The organism is Streptomyces sp. NPDC024555 (assembly GCF_055559335.1).
Genome location: NZ_JBVHKV010000007.1, coordinates 206,651 through 224,667, shown reverse-complemented (window position 1 = coordinate 224,667; position 18,017 = coordinate 206,651). Strand labels below are relative to the sequence as shown.

Annotated in this window: 12 protein-coding genes; 6 read left to right on the top strand and 6 right to left on the bottom strand. The window is 73.4% G+C overall.

All coding sequences use genetic code 11. The features are described from left to right. Window positions 1–56 precede the first annotated feature (56 nt). The 3 genes from ACZ4FH_RS14325 (at window position 57) to ACZ4FH_RS14315 (ending at window position 4,118) form a co-directional block, all read left to right on the top strand. Window positions 57–1,658 carry an ABC transporter substrate-binding protein gene (locus tag ACZ4FH_RS14325; RefSeq protein ID WP_467304718.1) on the top strand — a complete coding sequence of 534 codons (1,602 nt, stop codon included), beginning with the start codon at window positions 57–59 and terminating at the stop codon, window positions 1,656–1,658. A 52-nt stretch (window positions 1,659–1,710) separates the two neighbouring features. Beyond that, window positions 1,711–3,051, top strand: a complete 1,341-nt coding sequence (locus tag ACZ4FH_RS14320; protein WP_467304717.1) for an NtaA/DmoA family FMN-dependent monooxygenase — start codon at window positions 1,711–1,713, stop codon at window positions 3,049–3,051. A 155-nt stretch (window positions 3,052–3,206) separates the two neighbouring features. Beyond that, window positions 3,207–4,118 (top strand): IclR family transcriptional regulator, encoded by a 912-nt coding sequence (locus ACZ4FH_RS14315; RefSeq protein ID WP_385106970.1) that lies wholly within the window; start codon window positions 3,207–3,209, stop codon window positions 4,116–4,118. A gap of 61 nt (window positions 4,119–4,179) precedes the next feature. On the opposite strand, the gene ACZ4FH_RS14310 is transcribed toward ACZ4FH_RS14315, so the two are convergent. The 3 genes from ACZ4FH_RS14310 to ispH are packed head-to-tail and all read right to left on the bottom strand — an operon-like array spanning window position 4,180 to window position 8,228. Then, window positions 4,180–5,670: an MFS transporter gene (locus ACZ4FH_RS14310; protein ID WP_467304716.1), complete on the bottom strand. Its 1,491-nt coding sequence runs from the start codon at window positions 5,668–5,670 to the stop codon at window positions 4,180–4,182. A 36-nt stretch (window positions 5,671–5,706) separates the two neighbouring features. Further along, complete coding sequence (locus tag ACZ4FH_RS14305) at window positions 5,707–7,071, bottom strand: cytochrome P450 (RefSeq protein ID WP_467304715.1); 1,365 nt, start codon at window positions 7,069–7,071, stop codon at window positions 5,707–5,709. Next, entirely contained in the window at window positions 7,068–8,228 is a 1,161-nt protein-coding gene (ispH, locus tag ACZ4FH_RS14300; RefSeq protein WP_467304714.1) for a 4-hydroxy-3-methylbut-2-enyl diphosphate reductase, read from the bottom strand. Before ispH ends, ACZ4FH_RS14305 begins: the two co-directional genes overlap by 4 nt. Before the next feature lie 198 nt (window positions 8,229–8,426). On the opposite strand from ispH, the gene dxs reads away from it, so the two are divergent. Together dxs and ispG are read left to right on the top strand one after the other, a co-directional pair. Next, window positions 8,427–10,373, top strand: a complete 1,947-nt coding sequence (dxs, locus tag ACZ4FH_RS14295; RefSeq protein ID WP_467304712.1) for a 1-deoxy-D-xylulose-5-phosphate synthase — start codon at window positions 8,427–8,429, stop codon at window positions 10,371–10,373. Beyond that, window positions 10,370–11,503 (top strand): flavodoxin-dependent (E)-4-hydroxy-3-methylbut-2-enyl-diphosphate synthase, encoded by a 1,134-nt coding sequence (ispG, locus tag ACZ4FH_RS14290; RefSeq protein WP_467304710.1) that lies wholly within the window; start codon window positions 10,370–10,372, stop codon window positions 11,501–11,503. The genes dxs and ispG overlap by 4 nt, the downstream gene beginning before the upstream one ends. A 48-nt stretch (window positions 11,504–11,551) precedes the next feature. Here the strand turns inward: ispG and ACZ4FH_RS14285 are convergent, their stop codons facing one another. The 3 genes from ACZ4FH_RS14285 to ACZ4FH_RS14275 form a co-directional block, all read right to left on the bottom strand. Further along, the gene (locus tag ACZ4FH_RS14285) at window positions 11,552–12,805 is read right to left on the bottom strand and encodes a cytochrome P450 family protein (RefSeq protein ID WP_467304709.1); all 1,254 of its coding nucleotides are present in this window, start codon (window positions 12,803–12,805) and stop codon (window positions 11,552–11,554) included. Then, entirely contained in the window at window positions 12,802–14,085 is a 1,284-nt protein-coding gene (locus ACZ4FH_RS14280; RefSeq protein ID WP_467304707.1) for a cytochrome P450, read from the bottom strand. The genes ACZ4FH_RS14285 and ACZ4FH_RS14280 overlap by 4 nt, the downstream gene beginning before the upstream one ends. A 250-nt stretch (window positions 14,086–14,335) precedes the next feature. Further along, a complete protein-coding gene (locus ACZ4FH_RS14275; protein WP_467304706.1) occupies window positions 14,336–16,438 on the bottom strand; it encodes a phosphocholine-specific phospholipase C in 2,103 nt (700 codons plus the stop codon). A gap of 291 nt (window positions 16,439–16,729) precedes the next feature. On the opposite strand from ACZ4FH_RS14275, the gene ACZ4FH_RS14270 reads away from it, so the two are divergent. After that, window positions 16,730–18,001, top strand: coding sequence for a hypothetical protein (locus ACZ4FH_RS14270; protein WP_467304704.1), 1,272 nt, complete (start codon window positions 16,730–16,732; stop codon window positions 17,999–18,001). Window positions 18,002–18,017: the final 16 nt, after the last annotated feature.

The following is an 18,017-nucleotide window of genomic DNA, read 5'->3' as shown; positions in this document are numbered from 1 at the left end:
CGTCCACCCCGGCCGGCTCCCCCGCACGATCCCCTGACAGAGAGAGACCCACCCCGATGCGTACCGCGTTCGCGCCGGCCACCGCCGCCGCCGTCGCCGCCCTGCTGCTCGCCGGCTGCTCCGCCGACCCGGGCACCGCGCCCGCCGCCGGCTCCGGCACCCCCGTGGCCGGCGGCACCCTGACCTATGTCGTCGGCACGGACGTGCTGTGCGTCGACCCGCAGCAGGCGGGCAACGGCGACGAACTGACCGCGGCCCGCGGTCTGGTCGACTCCCTCACGGACCAGGACCCGAGGACCGGGAAGATCCTTCCCTGGCTCGCCACGTCCTGGGAGGTCTCCCCGGACGCCACGCGCTACACCTTCCGGCTGCGCCCCGGGGTGACCTTCAGCGACGGCACCCCGCTGGACGCGGCGGCGGTGAAGGCGAACTTCGACGGTTTCCGCACGCTCGGCGCGCGGGCCGTGCAGGCCGGTACCTATCTGACGGGGTACCGCTCGACGACGGTGGTGGACGCGCACACCGTGCGGATCGCGTTCTCCGCGCCCAATGTGAAGTTCCTCCAGGCCACGTCGACGGTCAGCCTGGGCGTGGTCGCGCCGGCGAGCCTGCGCCGCTCCCCGGGCGAGCGCTGCACCCGGGGCGTCGTCGGCTCCGGCCCGTTCACCCTCACCCGGTTCACCCGCAACCAGCAGGTGCGCGAACGGGCCCGCGAGGGGTACGCGTGGGGCTCGGCGCGCTCCGGAGGCGCGAAGGCGCCCCACCTGTCCGGGCTGGTGATCCGGATCGTCCCGGAGGAGGGGGTGCGCTCGGGCGGGCTGCGGTCCGGGGAGTTCGACGCGACCGGCGCCGTGTCGCCGCAGGACGAGCGGACGCTGAAGGCGTCCGGCTTCGGACTGAGCACCCGCCCCAGCCCCGGACTCGTGTACGGCCTCAACGTCAACGCCTCACGCCCCGCCACCCGGGACGCGGCGGTGCGGCGGGCCCTCCAGAAGGCCCTGGACCGCAAGGAGGTCGTCGACACGGTGTTCAGCTCCGGCTACCGCCCGGCGAGCAGTGTGCTGGCCTCCACCACGCCCGCGTACACCGATCTCTCCGCCCGGCTCGCCACGGACCCGGCCGGGGCCCGGAAGCTGCTCGACGGGGCCGGTTGGAAGCCCGGCCCGGACGGCATCCGCACCCGGAACGGCGAGAAGCTGAACCTGGTCACCGTCTGGTTCGGCGGCCCCGGCACCGTACAGACCGCTCTGGAGCTGGTCCAGCAGCAGTTCAAGGCCGTCGGGGTGGGGCTGACCCTGAAGCCGGTGCCGATCGCCAAGGCCCTGGCGACGTTCAAGGCGGGCGACTACGACCTCATCCTCGGCAACGCCTCCACGGCCGACCCCGACATCCTGCGCAACTACTACACCGCCGAGGGCCTGAACGCGGTGCGGCTGGGCCCCGGACCGCTGCTGACCGCGTTGCACGCCCAGGCCGCCGAGGCCGATCCCGCCGCCCGCGCCCGGCTGGTGGCGACCGCCCAGAGGCTGATCGTGGACGAGGCCTACGGGCTGCCGCTCTACGAGTCGTCCACCGTGCTCGGACTGTCCCCGAAGGTCCACGGGGTGACGTTCGACGCCCTGTCGCGGCCGCGCTTCTCCGGCGCCTGGCTCGGCTGACCCCCTCCCCCGCAGGCCCCGCGCCGCACGCCGTACGAGACGAAGGACTCCCATGACACAGCTGACTCCGCCCCGCGAACTGCACCTCAACGTCAACCTCCTCGGCGGGCTCGGTCTGCATCCCGCCGCCTGGCGGTGGGACGCCGCCGATCCGCTGTCGTTCCTGGACGTCGACGCCTACGTCGACGCCGCGCGGACCGCCGAACGCGGCCTGCTGGACGCGGTGTTCCTCGCCGACTCCCCCGGGCTCGTCCAGGACCTGGCGGTGGGCCCGCCCTACAACGGTCTGGAGCCCACGCTGCTGCTCACCGCCATCGCCCGCGCCACCGAGCGGATCGGGCTGATCGGCACCGCCTCGACCACGTACAACGAGCCGTACAACATCGCCCGCCGCTTCCTCGGCGTCGATCTGATCAGCGGCGGGCGGGTCGCGTGGAACGCGGTCACCACGTACAACGCCAACTCGGCGCGGAACTTCGGCGCGGCCGAGCCGACGCGCGAGGAACGGTACGCGCGGGGCAACGAGTTCATCGACGTCGTACGCGCCCTGTGGACCAGCTGGGACCCCGACGCGGTGACCGCCGACAAGAAGACCGGGGAGTTCGCGGACACCGGCCGGATCCGGCCGGTCGACCACCGGGGAACGCACTTCACCGTGGGCGGCGCGCTGACGCTGCCGTCCTCGCCCCAGGGCCATCCGGTGATCTTCCAGGCCGGCGGGCACGGGGAGGGCCGGGACCTGGCGGGGCGGGTGGCCGACGCGGTGTTCTCCGCTCCCGCGGATCTGGCCGGCGCCCATGAGCTGGCGGAGGACCTGCGGCGCCGGGCCGCCGCGTACGGCCGGGACCCGGCGGCGCTGCGGATCCTGCCGGGGCTGCGGACCACGGTCGGCTCCACCGAGCGCGAGGCGTGGGAGCGCCGCGACCGGCTGGAGGAGCTGACGGACCGCACGGCGGCGATCCGGAGCCTGGCGGGGCTGCTGGGCGTCCCGGCCGAGGCGCTGTCGCTGGACCGCCCGGTCCCGCTGGAGCTGCTGAACGCACCGCCGTCGGGCCCGGGGGCCAACTGGTCCACCGATCCGCACGCCCGGCGGCTGGCGGCCGGGGGGCTGACGGTCCGGGAGCTGCTGAGCCGGGGGCTGGGGGCCGGTTATCTCCTCTCGGTGGGCACGCCGGAGCAGGTGGCCGACACCATCGAGGCCTGGTTCGTGTCGGGGGCCGTGGACGGGTTCAACCTGATGCCGGACGTGCTGGCGGACGGGCTGCCGGTGCTGGTCGACGAGGTGGTGCCGATCCTGCGGCGCCGGGGGGTCTTCCGCTCGGAGTACCGGGGCACGACGCTGCGCGAGCACTACGGGCTGCCGTTGCCGTCCCGGGCCCGCCCGGTCGGGTGACGGCGGGGAATACCGCACCCTGTCTTGCAGGTTGATGAACAGTCACGTGCGGTGCTGGCCCTTTCCGTCCGCTTCCTGCACCGTTCGGAAGGGGCTTGAGTCCCGCCTTGTGGACGCCGAACCAGGAGCTTGGACGACATGACGGGGACCTTCGCATGACCACCGCCTGCGACACCCGCGCGCCCGCCGCGCACCGGACAGGGACGACGGCGCGCGGGCCGGAGCCGGCGCCCGCCGGTACCGGCCCGCGCGCCGAGACGCGCGCCGCCATCCGCACCGCCGTCGGCGCGGCGGCCGAGGAGCGCCGCACCCCGCCGGGGGCGGTGGAGAAGTCGCTGCTGATCCTGGACATCCTGCCCGGGGACGGCAACGCGATCGGTGTCTCGGAGGTCGCCCGGCGCATCGGCCTGCCCAAGACGACCGTCCACCGGATCCTCGGCCTGCTCACCGAACTCGGCCTGGCGGAGCACCGCCCGGCCGGGTACGGGCTGGGCCGCCGCATCATCGACCTGGTCCGCGAGACGCCGTGCATGCGGACCACCCAGCTGCGCGACCGGCTGCTGCCCTATCTCTGCGACCTCTACCGGCTGACCGACGAGGCGGTGCACCTCGGGGTGCTGCGCGACCAGGGCGTGCTGTGCCTGGAGCGGCTGCACGGGGTGCGCAGTGCCGCGCTGCCCGTGCGGGTGGGCAGCATCCTGCCCGCGCACGGCACGGCGATGGGCAAGGTGCTGCTCGCCTTCGCCGACGACGTGCTGCGCGAGGAGTGGCTGACGACCCGGCTCACCGCGCACACGGCCCGGACGCTGACCGGCGGCGCGGCGCTCCAGCGGGAGCTGGAGCTGGTGCGCAGCCGGGGGTTCGCCGTGGACCGGGGCGAGTTCCGGCCGCAGGTGATGTGCCTGGCGGCCCCGGTGTGGGGCCGGGGGCGGACCCTGGCGGCGGCGGTCTCGGTGAGCGGTCCCGCGCACCGGCTGGACCCGGCGGAGACCACCCGGCAGCTGCGTCATGTCGCCCATGCCGCCTCCCGGGCCCTGGCCTCCGCGCCGGACGGGCACGCCTGGTGAGCGGTTCCGGTGGGCGGGGCGGCGCCCCGCCCACCGGGGGCCGGTCCCCGTCACCCGGGGGTCAGTCCCGGTCCTCCGGGGTGGCGGCGGCCCGTGCGGCCGGGACCGCGGCGGGGGCGGCGACCCGGATGGCGACCGAGACCAGGACGAGCGCGAGGGCGGAGAAGACCGTCGCGCCGATGAAGGCGTTGGCCATGCTGTGGGCGACCGCCTCGTCGGCGGGGGCGTCGGAGTGCGCGAGCGTGGTGCCGTACACGGTGACCAGCACCGCGAGCCCGAGGGAGCCGCCGACCTGCTGCATGGTCTGCATGACGCCCGCCGCGGCACCGGCCTGCTGCGGGGCGACCCCGGACAGGATCAGGGAGTTGAGCGGCATCAGGAAGGCGCCGATGCCGATGCCGAGCAGCACCATGGGTCCGGCCAGATGCGGGGCGTACGCGGTGGTCGCCTCCAGTCGCGCCAGCCAGACGGCACCGGCCACGACCAGGGTGATCCCGGAGACGATGAGCGGCCGGGCACCGAGGCGCGGCAGCAGCTTCGGGGTGAGCCGGGACATGCCGAACATGCCGAGCGCCATCGGGAGGAAGGCGAGTCCGGCCCTGACCGGGGAGAAGCCCAGCGGGCCCTGGAGGAACTGGGAGAGGAAGAACAGCGCGCTGAACAGCGTGGCCATGGTCAGGAAGATCGTCACATAGCCGGCCGCCCGGTTGCGGCTGGCGAACAGGCCGAGCGGCACCACGGGCGTCTCGACGCGCACCTGGACGGTGAGGAACACGGCGAGCAGCACCACGGCGGCGGCGAACGAGACCAGGGTGAGCGGATCGCCCCAGCCGTCGGAGGAGGCCCGGATCACCCCGTACACGAGGGCGGCCATGCCGCCGGTCGCGGTGATCGCGCCGAGGAGGTCCAGCCGGCCCGGGTGGCGCTTCGAGTCGGCGACGAAGCGCGGGGTGAGCAGGGCGACGGCGATCCCGAAGGGCACGTTGACGAAGAGGACCCAGCGCCAGGAGGCGTACTCGGTGAGCACCCCGCCGAGGATCATGCCGGTGGCCATGCCGAGTCCGGCGAGCGTGGAGTAGACGGCCAGCGCCCGGTTGCGGCGCGGGCCCTCCTCGAAGTTGGTGATCAGCAGCGACATGGCCCCGGGCGAGGCGAACGCGGCGCCGACGCCCTGGAGGGTGCGCGCGGTCAGCAGCATCCAGGGTTCGGTGGCGAGTCCGCCGGCGAGCGAGCAGAGCGTGAACAGTGCCACGCCCCAGACGAAGGTGCGGCGGTGGCCGAGCACGTCCCCGGTGCGGCCGCCGAGGAGCAGCAGTCCGCCGAAGGTGAGGGTGTAGGAGCTCTGCACCCAGGCGAGGCCGGTGGGCGAGAAGTCGAGATCGCCGCGGATGTCGGGGAGCGCGATCGTCATCACCGTGTTGTCCACGGTGATCATGAGGTAGCAGGTCACCAGGAGCGTCAGGACGACGCCGAGGTGACGGCCGTTGCGTCCGTCACCGGCGGCGGCCGGCTTCTCGGTGTTGGTCTGGGCGGAAGCGGAAGCGGACAACACAACTCCAGTGGTACGTGTGTCGGGGGACGGCGGGCCTCAGGGCCGGTCGGCGCGGGCCCGCACGATCATCGGCAGCCTCTTGGGCTGGAGCATGGGCGAGCGGACGGGACGTATCCGCTCGCCGGGGGCGGCCTCCAGCGTCCAGCGCCGGGCCGCGGTGGCGAGGAAGACGACCATCTCCTCCCAGGCGAAGGGCTCCCCGATGCAGCCCCGGTTCCCCGCGCCGAAGGGCAGGTAGGAGGTGCGGGGCAGCTCGCCGCCCGCCCGGCCGGCCCAGCGCTCCGGTTCGAAGGAGTCGGGGCGGGCGTAGACGGAGGGGTCGCGCTGGATGGCGTACAGGGAGAAGAGGACGTTGCGGCCGGACGGGATGCGGTGGCCGGCCAGGTCGAGGTCGGTGATGGTGCGGCGGGTGAGCAGCCAGGCCGGCGGGTAGAGCCGCATGGCCTCGGTGAGGATCTGCCGGGTGTACGGCAGGAGCGTCACGGCCTCGTGGTCGAGGAGCCGGCCGCCGCCGAGGACCGCGTCGACCTCCTCGGTCAGTCTCCGCTGGACCTCGGGGTGTTCGGAGAGCAGGTGGCAGGTCCAGCTGAGGACGTCGCGGGCGGTCTCCACACCGCCGAGGAACAGGGCCATCGCCTCGTCGTGGATCTGTTCGTCGCTGAGTCCGGGCCGGCCCTCCTCGCCCCGGGCGGAGAGGAGCAGCGCCATCAGGTCGGCCTCGTCGCCGCCGCGCCGCTGGTATTCGCGGATGACGCCGCCGAGGGTGTCGCCCAGCCGCTTGCGCGCCTGCTCGAAGCGGCGGTTGGACGGGGTGGGCAGCTTCTCCAGCCAGCCGACGGGGAAGGCGATGCGGCGGGTGACGCCCTTGAGGAGGACGGGCAGGGAGGCCTCGACCTCGTCCGCGACCCGGTCGCCGAGTTCGGAGGAGAACAGCGCCCGGCAGACGACGGTGACGGCGAACGAGTGGATCTCCTGGTCGAGTTCGAGCCTGCTGCCGTCCTGCCAGCGGGAGACGACCTCGTCGGCAGCCTCGCGCATGTGGTGGGCGTACTCGGCGATGCGGTGGTGGTGGAAGGCGGGCTGCACGAGTCTGCGGTGGGCCATGTGGGTGGGCTCGGAGGAGTTCAGCAGTCCGTCGCCGAGGAAGGGCGCGGACTTCTCGTAGGCGACGCCCTTGTCGAGCTTGCGGACGTCCTTGGTGAGGATCCGGTGCACGAGGGCGGGGTCGTTGATGACGTAGGCGCGGGCCGGGCCGAGGCCGATGGTGACGATGTCGCCGCTGCCGCGCAGGGAGTTGAAGAACTCGCGGGGCCGGGTGAGGAGCCGGTGCACATGGCCGAGGAGGGGGAGGCGGCCGGGGGCCTGGGGGACGGCGAGGGGCCGGGGCGCGGTGACCGTCATCGGGAGAGCTCCTTGGGCAGCGAGAAGGTGACTGTTTCCTGGGCCACGCGGCGCACGGACGTGGTGACGGGGCCGAGGCCGCGCAGGGCCCGGACGATCTCGTCGACGAGCGCGGGGGCGGCGGAGGCGCCCGCGGTGAGGCCGACGATGGCGGCGTCCCGCAGATCCGCGAGCCGGACCTCGCCGACGTCCTCGACGAGCCGGGCCCGCGCTCCGGCCCGTTCGGCGACCTCGACCAGCCGTACGGAGTTCGAGGAGTTGCGGGAGCCGACGACGAGGACCAGACCGGAGGCGCCGGCGACGGCCCGGACGGCGGCCTGCCGGTTGGTGGTGGCGTAGCAGATGTCGTCGGAGCCGGGGCCCTGGATGCCGGGGAACCGCTCCTGGAGGGCGTGGACGACCTCGGCGGCCTCGTCGACGGCGAGGGTGGTCTGGAGGGCGTAGGAGACCCGGGTCCCGGGCTCCGGGTCGTCGAGGGCGGCGACGTCACCGACGCTCTGGACCAGGGTGGTGCGGCCGGGGGCCTCGCCGAGGGTGCCCTCGCTCTCCTCGTGCCCGGCGTGGCCGATGAGGAGGATCCGGTCGCCCCGGCGGGCGTAGCGGCGGACCTCGCTGTGCACCTTGGTGACCAGCGGGCAGGTGGCGTCGAGGACGCGCAGTCCGCGGCGGGCGGCGTCGGCGCGGACGGCGGGGGCGACGCCGTGGGCGGAGAAGACCACGGTGGCCCCGGCGGGGACCTCGTCGAGTTCGTCGACGAAGACGGCGCCGCGTCCGGCGAGATCGCGCACCACATGGGTGTTGTGGACGATCTGCTTGCGTACGTAGACGGGGTGCGGGTGGCGGCGCAGGGCCTCCTCGACGATCTCGACGGCCCGGTCGACGCCGGCGCAGAAGGACCGGGGTTCGGCGAGGAGGACGGTCCGGGGGCCGAGGGCGGCCCGCCAGGCGTCGCGGACGGCGGCGAACGGGGCGTGGGCGTCCGGCGGGGCGGTGAAGTGCGCCTCGCTCCCGCCGGTCCGTAACTCCAGGTCCACGGTGCCGGGCCGGTGCGGGGCGCCCTCCCGGACGGTCAGGCCCTCCCGCAGCAGCGCCCCGGTGACCAGGGGCGCGGCGGCCAGGGGCACGGTGAGGGTCGCCGGTTCGGGTTGCTGCACCATGCGGTCCGCCTCTCGCCGTGCGACGCGGTGGACGGGTGCGTCCACCGGCCGGGGGCTCGTCGCCCCGGGAACGGATCAACCGTAGGAGCGGCCCTGATCCGGGCGCAGCCTCGTGTTCCGCTGCACGGAACGGCCGACTGGGCGGATTCCGGACGAGCGCCTTGTATGGGGCGACGCCTCGTACCGAAGGAGCGGTCGATGTCCGTACTGGAGTCCTTGCGCAATCCGTCCGATCTCCGTGCCCTGGACGCGTCCCGACTGCGGTGTCTGGCCGGGGAGATCAGGGAGCGGCTGATCAGCCAGGTGTCGCGGACCGGCGGCCATCTGGGGCCCAACCTCGGGGTGGTGGAGCTGACGATCGCGCTGCACGCCGAGTTCGACTCGCCGCGCGACCGCATCCTGTTCGACACCGGTCACCAGGCCTACGTCCACAAGATGCTGACGGGCCGGGCCGGGCGGCTGGACACCCTGCGCCGCCGGGGCGGTCTCTCCGGCTATCCGTCGCGCGCCGAGTCCCCGCACGACGTCATCGAGAACTCGCACGCCTCGACGTCGCTCAGTTACGCCTACGGGCTGGCGGAGTCGTACGCGCTGGCCGGTGAGGACGACCGCCAGGTCGTCGCGGTGATCGGGGACGGCGCGCTGACCGGCGGAATGGCCTGGGAGGCGCTGAACAACATCGCGGCGCGCGGCCGGCGCAACGTCGTCGTGGTCGTCAACGACAACGGCCGTTCGTACGCCCCGACGGTCGGCGGTCTCGCCGAGCACCTGGGGCGGCTGCGGACGGCGGCGGAGTACGAACGGCTGCTGGCGACGGGCAAGCGGGCCGCCCGGTCGATCCCGGTGGTCGGCGAGGCGGTGTACCGGGGACTGCACGGGGTGAAGTCCGGCCTCAAGGAACTCGCGGTACCGCAGGCCCTCTTCGGTGATCTGGGGCTGAAGTACCTGGGGCCGGTGGACGGGCACAGCGTCCCGGCCCTGCGGGCCGCGCTGCGGCAGGCCCGGGAGTACGACCGTCCGGTGATCGTGCACTGCATCACCCGCAAGGGCGCGGGTCATCCGCCGGCCGAGGAGCACGAGGCCGACCGCTTCCACGGCATCGGGGTGGTCGACCCCGCCACGGGCCGGCCGCTGAAGCCCTCGCCGCCGTCGTGGACCGGGGTCTTCGCCGGGGAGCTGGTGGCGCTGGGGCGCGAGCGCGCGGATCTGGTGGCGATCACCGCGGCGATGCGCGGGCCGGTGGGCCTGGACGGTTTCGCGGAGGCCTTCCCGGACCGGGTGTACGACGTCGGCATCGCCGAGCAGCACGCGGTGACGGCGGCGACGGGGATGAGCCTGGGCGGGCTGCATCCGGTGGTCGCGGTGTACGCCACCTTCCTCAACCGGGCGTTCGACCAGGTGCTGATGGACGCGGCGCTGCACCGTGCCGGGCTCACCCTGGTCCTGGACCGGGCCGGGGTGACCGGCGAGGACGGGGCCAGTCACCACGGCATGTGGGACCTCTCGGTGCTCCAGGTGGTGCCGGGGCTGCGGATCGCGGCGCCCCGGGACGGGGCGAGCCTGCGGGAGGAGCTGCGGGAGGCGGTGGCGGTGGACGACGCGCCGACCGTGGTCCGCTTCCCGAAGGGCGCGGTGCCCGCGGACCTGCCGGCGCTGGAGCGGGTGGGTGTCGCCGATGTGCTGGCCCGGGTGGGGCCCCGTCCGGCCGAGGTGCTGCTGGTCGGGGTGGGGTCGATGGCGGGGACGGCGGTCGGGGCGGCGGAGCGGCTGGGGCTCGGTGCGCGGCCGCCGGGGATCACGGTCGTCGATCCGCGCTGGGCCAAGCCGGTGGACCCGGAGCTGGTGGCGCTCGCCGCCCGGCACCGGCTCGTCGTCACCGTGGAGGACAACAGCCTGGCCGGGGGCTTCGGTTCGGCGCTGGGCCAGGCACTGCGCGAGGCCCGCGTGGACGTACCGCTGCGGTCCTTCGGCATTCCGGCCCGTTTCCTGGAGCATGCCTCGCGCGCCGACATCCTGGAGGAGCTGGGCCTCACCGCCGGGGCCCTGGCCGACTCCGTGACCACCGAACTCGCGCATCTGCGCCCGTGCGCCCGCCCGGTGGGCGCGGCGGCGCCGGTGCCGGCCGAAGGAGCCCGTACGCGATGAGCGCCGTATCCCTGAACATGCCCGCGCTGCCCGCCCGTCCGCTGGCCGCCCGCCGTGCCTCCCGGAAGATCCGGGTCGGCGCGGTCGAGGTGGGGGGCGACGCCCCGGTGTCCGTGCAGTCGATGACGACGACCGTGACGGCCGATGTCGAGGCCACGCTCCGGCAGATCGCCGAACTGACCGCCGCGGGCTGCCAGATCGTGCGGGTGGCCTGCCCCTCGCAGGACGACGCGGACGCGCTCGCGACCATCGCGCGCAAGTCGCGGATCCCGGTGATCGCGGACATCCACTTCCAGCCGAAGTACGTGTTCGCCGCGATCGACGCCGGCTGCGCGGCCGTCCGCGTCAATCCGGGGAACATCCGGAAGTTCGACGACCGGGTGAAGGAGATCGCGCGGGCGGCGAAGGACGCCGGGACGCCGATCCGGATCGGGGTGAACGCCGGTTCGCTGGACGCGCGCCTGCTGAAGAAGTACGGCCGGGCGACGCCCGAGGCCCTGGTCGAATCGGCGCTGTGGGAGGCGTCGCTCTTCGAGGAGCACGGGTTCCGGGACATCAAGATCTCGGTCAAGCACAACGATCCGGTCGTCATGGTCAACGCCTACCGGCAGCTCGCCGCCCGGTCCGACTATCCGCTGCATCTGGGGGTCACCGAGGCGGGTCCCGCGTTCCAGGGGACCATCAAGTCCGCCGTCGCCTTCGGCGCCCTGCTCAGCGAGGGCATCGGCGACACCATCCGGGTCTCGCTGTCCGCGCCGCCCGCGGAGGAGGTCAAGGTCGGGATCCAGATCCTCGGCGCGCTGGGTCTGCGCGAACGAGGTCTGGAGATCGTGTCCTGCCCGTCCTGCGGCCGGGCCCAGGTGGACGTCTACAGGCTGGCCGACGAGGTGACCGCCGCCCTGGACGGGCTCCGGCTCCCGCTGCGGGTGGCGGTGATGGGCTGTGTGGTGAACGGTCCCGGCGAGGCCCGGGAGGCGGACCTCGGCGTGGCCTCGGGGAACGGGAAGGGACAGATCTTCGTGAAGGGCGAGGTCGTGGCGACGGTGCCGGAGTCACGGATCGTGGAGACGCTGATCGAGCGGGCGCTGCTGCTGGCCGAGGAGCAGGGGCTGGAGATCCCGGAGGGGTGACGGCCGGGCGGCCCGGCGGCCGGAGTCCCCTCCGGCCGCCGGGTGCGGTCAGTCGCCGAGCAGGACGGGGAAGGACTCCATGTCGTTCTGCGTCATCACCGGGAGCTTGCGCACCTCGTCGTCCGCGATCGCGAGGCGCAGCCGGGGGAAGCGGGCGAAGAGGGCCGGCAGGGCGATGCCCGCCTCGACGCGGGAGAGCGCGGCGCCGGGGCAGATGTGCGGGCCGTGGCCGAAGGTCATGTGCCGGATGGGGGTGGCCCGGGTGATGTCGAACTCCTCGGCGTCGGGGCCGTGCTGCTCGGGGTCGCGGCCGATGACCCGGTAGGAGATGACCACGCCCTCGCCCTTGGCGATGGTGGCGTCGCCGACCTGGATGTCCTCGGTGGCGAAGCGCATCAGGAGGTGGGTGGTGGGGGTGTCCCAGCGCAGCGTCTCCTCGATCACCGTCTCCCAGGAGACCTCCCCGTCGAGGACCAGGCGCAGCTGGTCGGGGTGGGAGAGCAGCGCGCGCACGGCGTTGAGGATGAGCCCGATCGTGGTCTCGTGCCCGGCGGCGACCATGGCCTTGAGGTTGCCGATGACCTCTTCCTCGGTCAGCGGTTCGCCGCCCTCGTCCGCGAGGATGAGCGCGGAGGTCAGGTCGTCGGTGGGGTGCGCGGTCTTCTCCCGTACGAGACCGGCGTAGAAGACGTCCAGGTCGGCGAGGAGGGCGAGGCGCTCGTCCTGCGGGGTGAGCATGGAGAAGAAGGCCTTGTACTGACGGGTCAGCATGGCGTTCTCGGCGGGGTCGACGCCCATCAGCATGCCGACGACGCGCATGGGCAGCGGCTGGGCGAAGACGGACTTGAGGTCCACGACGGCCCCGTCCCGGCCGCCCTCCTCCAGGGCGTCGAGGAGTTCCGCGGTGAACTTCTCGATGTCGGGGCGGATCGCCTCCAGCCGGCGGGGGGTGAGGGCCTGGGAGGTCTTGGTGCGCAGCCGGCGGTGCTCGGCGCCGTCGACGGTGAACATGGAGCGCCCGGCGTCGATCATTCCGATGAGCGGCCAGTCACGTGTCACCTCGCCGCTCTGCCACAGGTTCCAGGCGTTGATGTCCTTCACCAGCCGGGGGTCGACCAGGAGCTGCCGGGCGTCCGCGTGCCGGGTGAGCGCCCAGGCCGGCACGCCGAGCAGCTCGATCGGGGCCAGCCGTCCCGACTCCCGCAGCCGCGCCGTCTCACCGTCCAGGTCCTGGACCATCGGGTCGATGACGACGGTCGCGCTGCGCGGGGCCGCGGCCCGGTCGGCGTGGGGGCAGTTCACGAGAGGTCTCCTGTCGTACGAACGGGGGTGAACCGGACGGGGAGCGAGGTCGTGCCGCGGAGAAAGGCGGAGGGCCGGCGGACGAGATCCTCGACGGGGACGTCGAGCGCGAGGTCGGGCAGCCGGTCGAGCAGCACCTCGATGCCGGTCCGCGCGATGATCTCGGCGATCTCCTGGGCCGGGAACGGGCACCGGTACTCGCCGTGGCTGAAGGCCAGATGGGCGCCGTTGCCGCCCTGCGCGGTCCCGGCGGACAGGCCCTGGCGGATCAGCGGATCGGTGTTGGCGGCGCCGAGCCCGAGGAGCAGCATGTCCCCGGCCTTGATCCGCTGTCCGCCGAGCTGGGTGTCGCGCGCGGCCCAGCGTCCGGCGAGGATCTGGGTGGGGGTGTCCTCCCACAGGACCTCGTTCATGGCCTCGCCGATGCTGCGCCGGCCGCGGGCCATGGAGTCGGCGAACTCGTCCTCGGTGAGCATCAGCCGGACCGAGTTGCTGATCCAGTCGGCGGTGGTGAGGTGCCCGGCGGCCGTGATGGCCATCAGGTCGAGCATGTACTCCTCGTCCGTGAAGGCCTCCGGGTACGCGAGCATCCGCGAGGTCACGTCGTCCCCGGGCGCGGTGCGCTTGGTGGCGACCAGCCGTGCCATGTGCTCGCCGAACCGCATGTGGGCGCTCTGCGCCTGGGGCCCGCCGTCGGCGAGGTCCTTGAGGACCTGGGCGATGTCCGCCCCCTCGTCGTCGGGGAAGCCGACGAGCCGGGCGAGGACGAGCACGGGCAGCGGTTCGCAGAAGTCGGCGACGAGGTCGGCCGTGCCCCGGCTGCACACGGCGTCGACCAGCCGGTCCGCGAGCTGCTCGCAGTGGCTGCGGATCTCGAAGGGGTCGGCGGCCTCCAGGGCGGGTCCGACCATGCGGACGTGGCGGCGGTGCTCCTCGCCGGCGCTGAAGTAGATCGACGGCATGGGCCGGCCCACCATCGGCAGCAGCGGCCAGTCCTCGGGGATGTGCGGCCACTGGTTCCACAGCCCCACGTCCCGGGGGAACAGCTCCCCGTCGCTCGTGACGTGGTGGAGCTCCCGGTAGCCGATGACGAGCCAGGCGGGGAATCCGCCGGGCAGCTCCACGGGCACGACCGGCCCGTGCTCGCGGCGCATGGACCGGTAGACGGTCTGCGGCTCGGTCTGGAATCCGGGCCCCGAGAGCGGTACGGCACCGGCGTGCGCCGGGCAGCCGGCGGGAGGGACAACCGGCGCGGACTCGGCGGAAGAAGGGCGCGACATGGGTCCTGACTTCTGAGGCGACGGCTGCACGCGTCAAGATCATGCGCTCAACGCACGTTCACTATAAGGATTTTGTGTGATGCCGGAGCTATCAACTCCGATCATTTTCGCTCTGTGGACGGAACAAAGCAGTGTCGAGGCCATGCAAAGGGGATACAACTCCCGTCATTTGACGACCAGTCGGCATGTCTCGCCCCTCGGGGGGCGGCCGCGCGTCGCACGCCGCCACCCCCCGGTCACCGAGCGCCGATCAGTCCGACTCCGCACCGCCCAGGGCCTCTTGGCGTGACACGGTGATCAGGCCCGGATCGCTGACGCCGGCCCTGCCGGTCTCCACATGTCCGGCGAAGCGCCGCAGGAAGACGGCGTCCGTGTCGGCGACGACCGTGAAGTCGTACCAGCTCCCGCTCGACCGCAGATCGAGGGCGTGCCTCACGGTGGCTCCGGCGCGCACGGTGAGGGTCCGCGTCCCTCCCCCGTATGCCGCCGCGTGCCGCAGGGTGAGGCGCACGGCCGCCGTCCCGGCGTTGGTCAGGACGAGGTCGAGCCCGCCGGTGGCCGCGTTGTGCCGGGCGGTCACCTCCGGTCCCGCCGCCCTGCCGGCCGCCCGGAACGCGCGGAGGAACCCTTGCGGTCCGTGCACGGTCAGATCGGTCACGCCGCCGGAGTAGAGGGTGTTCCAGGTGTCCGCGAGCGAGGTCCCGGCCGCGGCGGTGTAGGTCCACGGGCCGTCGGTGCGGTTGGCGGAGGTCACCAGGAAGTGCGCCCCGGCGTCGGGGCCGCCGCTGAAGGACAGCCGGTACGTCCCGGCCGCGGGATCGGCGGTCCCGTCGACGGACGGCGCGTAGGGCAGCGGCCGGACGGGGCGCCGTCCCTTCTCCTGGCCGGGCACGCTCCCGGTGGCCGGCGGCGCGGGCACGTAGTCCGGGTGCCGGTCGCGGTCCGGCGGCCGGTACGCCTCGGTCGACGGCAGCCGGACGGCCGCACCGTCCCGGCGGCGGAAGTCGAAGGCCGAGGTGAGGTCGCCGCAGACCGCCCGCCGCCACGGCGAGATGTTCGGCTCGCGCACCCCGAAGCGCCGCTCCATGAACCGGATGACCGAGGTGTGGTCGAACACCTCCGAGCACGCGTACCCGCCGGTGCTCCACGGGGAGAGGACGAGCATCGGCACACGCTGGCCGAGTCCGTAGGGTCCGGCCGCGTACCGCGGGTCGCCGGGGAAGTGGTCCGCGGCGGTGTCCACGGTGGAGAGCCCCTGCGCCGGCCCCGACGGCACGAACGGGGGCACCACGTGGTCGAAGAAGCCGTCGTTCTCGTCATAGGTGACGAACAGCGCGGTCCTGCCCCACACCTCGGGGTCGGCGGTCAGCGCGTCCAGCACCTGCGCGATGTACCAGGCGCCGTAGTTGGCGGGCCAGTTGGGGTGCTCGCTGTACGCCTCCGGGGCGACGATCCAGGAGATCCGGGGAAGCGTCCCCGCGCCGATGTCGGCCCTGAGGTCGTCGAGGAGCGCGCCGCCGTGGGCGATGTCGGTCCCGGTGCGCGCCTTGTCGTAGAGCGGCTCGCCGGGCACTGCCTCGCGGTACGCGTCGAAGTACAGCAGCGAGTTGTCGCCGTACGTCCCCCGGTAGGCGTCCGCGATCCAGCCCCAGGAACCCGCCGCGTCGAGCCCGTCCCCGATGTCCTGGTAGACCTTCCACGAGACCCCTGCGCGCTCCAGCCGCTCGGGGTAGGTCGTCCAGCCGTAGCCCGTCTCGTCGTTCCCGAGGACGGGCCCGCCCCCGGTGCCGTCGTTGCCGGTGCACCCGCTCCACAGGTAGTAGCGGTTCGGATCGGTCGATCCGATGAACGAGCAGTGGTAGGCGTCGCAGACGGTGAAGGCGTCGGCCAGCGCGTAGTGGAACGGTATGTCCTCACGGGTGAGATGGGCCATCGTCGTCGCCGTCTTGGCGGGCACCCACTGGTCGTACGCCCCCTTGTTGAAGGCCCGGTGGCCGCCGGCCCAGTCGTGGTTCAGGTCCCGGAGGAACTGCATGCCCAGTTCGTCGGCGGGCGGCCGGAACGGCAGCACCTCCTTGCCGAGCAGATCCTTCTGGTGCCAGACCGGCTTGCCGGAGGGCAGGGTGACGGGGCGCGGATCGCCGTAGCCCCGGACCCCTCTCAGGGTCCCGAAGTAGTGATCGAAGGAACGGTTCTCCTGCATCAGGACGACGATGTGCTCGACGTCCTGGAGCGTGCCCGTGCGGCCGCGCGCGGGGAGGGAGGCGGCACGGGCGATGCTGGAGGACAGGGAGGTGAACGCGGCTGCTCCCCCGGCGAGTTGCAGGAGACGGCGACGATTGATCTCTGCCATGGCGGAAGCCTTACGCAGTGTGAGGGGATGTGGGGGTCGGAGCGACTGGAGTGTTCCAGGACCCACCGGTCGTACGGAAGGCCCGAGGGGTGTGCACCCCGTGACGGCCGGCCGAACACTCGGCGACGGAATCCTCGCTCACCTGCGCGAACCACCGGCACCGGGCCTCTTGCCGGAACCGGGAAGTCCCGCGTCCCCGTCGTTGCCGACACCGGGAGTAGCCGGTGCGGCCCCCTGGACCGCACGCTGTGGGGGCATCCCTTCACCACGCACAGGACACGAGGCCCCCGAGTGAGACACGTTCCCGTCTTCCGCTGGGTAGTGACCGCCGGCGTGCTGCTGATCGCGTGCTCCGCCGCCCTGTACATGGCCGCCCCGGGCATGCCGGAGCTGCGCCAGATCGACCTGACGGTGCTCGACGAGGCCCCGGACGGCGCCTGCCGGGTCAGCTGGACGGACCCCTTCGACCACACCGCGCGCGAGGGCCGCTACCAGTGCGAGGCCGGCCGCGACCCGATGCTGAAGGCGCCGAACTACGAAGAGGGGTCCGACCGCGGCTGGGACACCGGTTTCGTGGTCGCCGAGGGCGACGACAAGGGCGAGTTGTACGTCCTCGGCCAGGACGACGAGACCACCGACACCCGCCTCGACCTCTCCGACGTCCTCGTGACGGCCGGGCTGCTCCTGGCGACCGTCGGCCTCGTCGGCGGGAACCTGCGCGCCCTGCCCCGGCTGCGCGGCGTCGACCGGGATCTGGTCCGGCGCGGCCGGCTCCTGAGCCGCGCGGCCGGCGAACTCGCCGAGGACCACGCACGGGCCGTGACGGCCGTACGCGAGGCCTGGGACCGTCTGCACCGGATGCGGCTGGGCGAGGAACTGGACGGGATCCCGGTCACCCGGCTCCGCCACGACAACGGGGCCCCCTTCCGTACCGAGGCGTGGGAGCGCGCGGGCGTCCGCACCGTGCGGGACGTCCTGGAGGGCGGCGTGTGGACGCTCGGGCAGGTGCCCGGGGTCGGGCGCCGGACGGCGGAGCGCGCCCTGGCCGCCGCGCGGCGCACGGCCGGGCGGACGAGCGCGGACCTGCTGGTCCGCATCGCCCCGGACCGCCCCACCCCCGGGACCACAGCCCTGGTCGTCGCGCTGCACGTGCTGGTGAACGCCGGTACGGGCGCGCGTGAGGCCGCGCGCACCGCCGGAACCCTGGCCACCCGCCTGGAGTCCCTGCTCGGCGAGACCTCCGAGGCGGCCGGTCACCGGACACTGCTCCCGGCGGGCCCCGAGCAGCGTCTGCGGATCCGCACGGCCATGGCCGAACTGCGCGTCCTCCTCGACGAGGCGGAACAGGGCACCGTGGACCGCGGATTCGGCCAGGCCTCCGTCGATCTGCTGCGCGGCCCGGACGGCACACGGGACGAACTGGCCGTCTGGGTGGACTTCGAGTCCCGCGAGAAGGAGTACTACCGGGTGCTGGAGGAGGTCACCGCCGGCATCCCGCTCCCGGTGGACCCGCTCCCCGGGGCGGACGAGGACGTCCCGGGGAGCACGGTCGCCGGACCGTAGCGTGCGGGCGCGGGGC

What these genes read in the sequence shown, in the direction of transcription:
- ACZ4FH_RS14325 (WP_467304718.1), top strand. Translation starts at nt 57, where the DNA reads ATGCGTACCGCGTTCGCGCCGGCCACCGCCGCCGCCGTCGCCGCCCTG.
- ACZ4FH_RS14320 (WP_467304717.1), top strand. Translation starts at nt 1,711, where the DNA reads ATGACACAGCTGACTCCGCCCCGCGAACTGCACCTCAACGTCAACCTC.
- ACZ4FH_RS14315 (WP_385106970.1), top strand. Translation starts at nt 3,207, where the DNA reads ATGACCACCGCCTGCGACACCCGCGCGCCCGCCGCGCACCGGACAGGG.
- ACZ4FH_RS14305 (WP_467304715.1), bottom strand. Translation starts at nt 7,071, where the DNA reads ATGACGGTCACCGCGCCCCGGCCCCTCGCCGTCCCCCAGGCCCCCGGC.
- ispH (WP_467304714.1), bottom strand. Translation starts at nt 8,228, where the DNA reads ATGGTGCAGCAACCCGAACCGGCGACCCTCACCGTGCCCCTGGCCGCC.
- dxs (WP_467304712.1), top strand. Translation starts at nt 8,427, where the DNA reads ATGTCCGTACTGGAGTCCTTGCGCAATCCGTCCGATCTCCGTGCCCTG.
- ispG (WP_467304710.1), top strand. Translation starts at nt 10,370, where the DNA reads ATGAGCGCCGTATCCCTGAACATGCCCGCGCTGCCCGCCCGTCCGCTG.
- ACZ4FH_RS14280 (WP_467304707.1), bottom strand. Translation starts at nt 14,085, where the DNA reads ATGTCGCGCCCTTCTTCCGCCGAGTCCGCGCCGGTTGTCCCTCCCGCC.
- ACZ4FH_RS14275 (WP_467304706.1), bottom strand. Translation starts at nt 16,438, where the DNA reads ATGGCAGAGATCAATCGTCGCCGTCTCCTGCAACTCGCCGGGGGAGCA.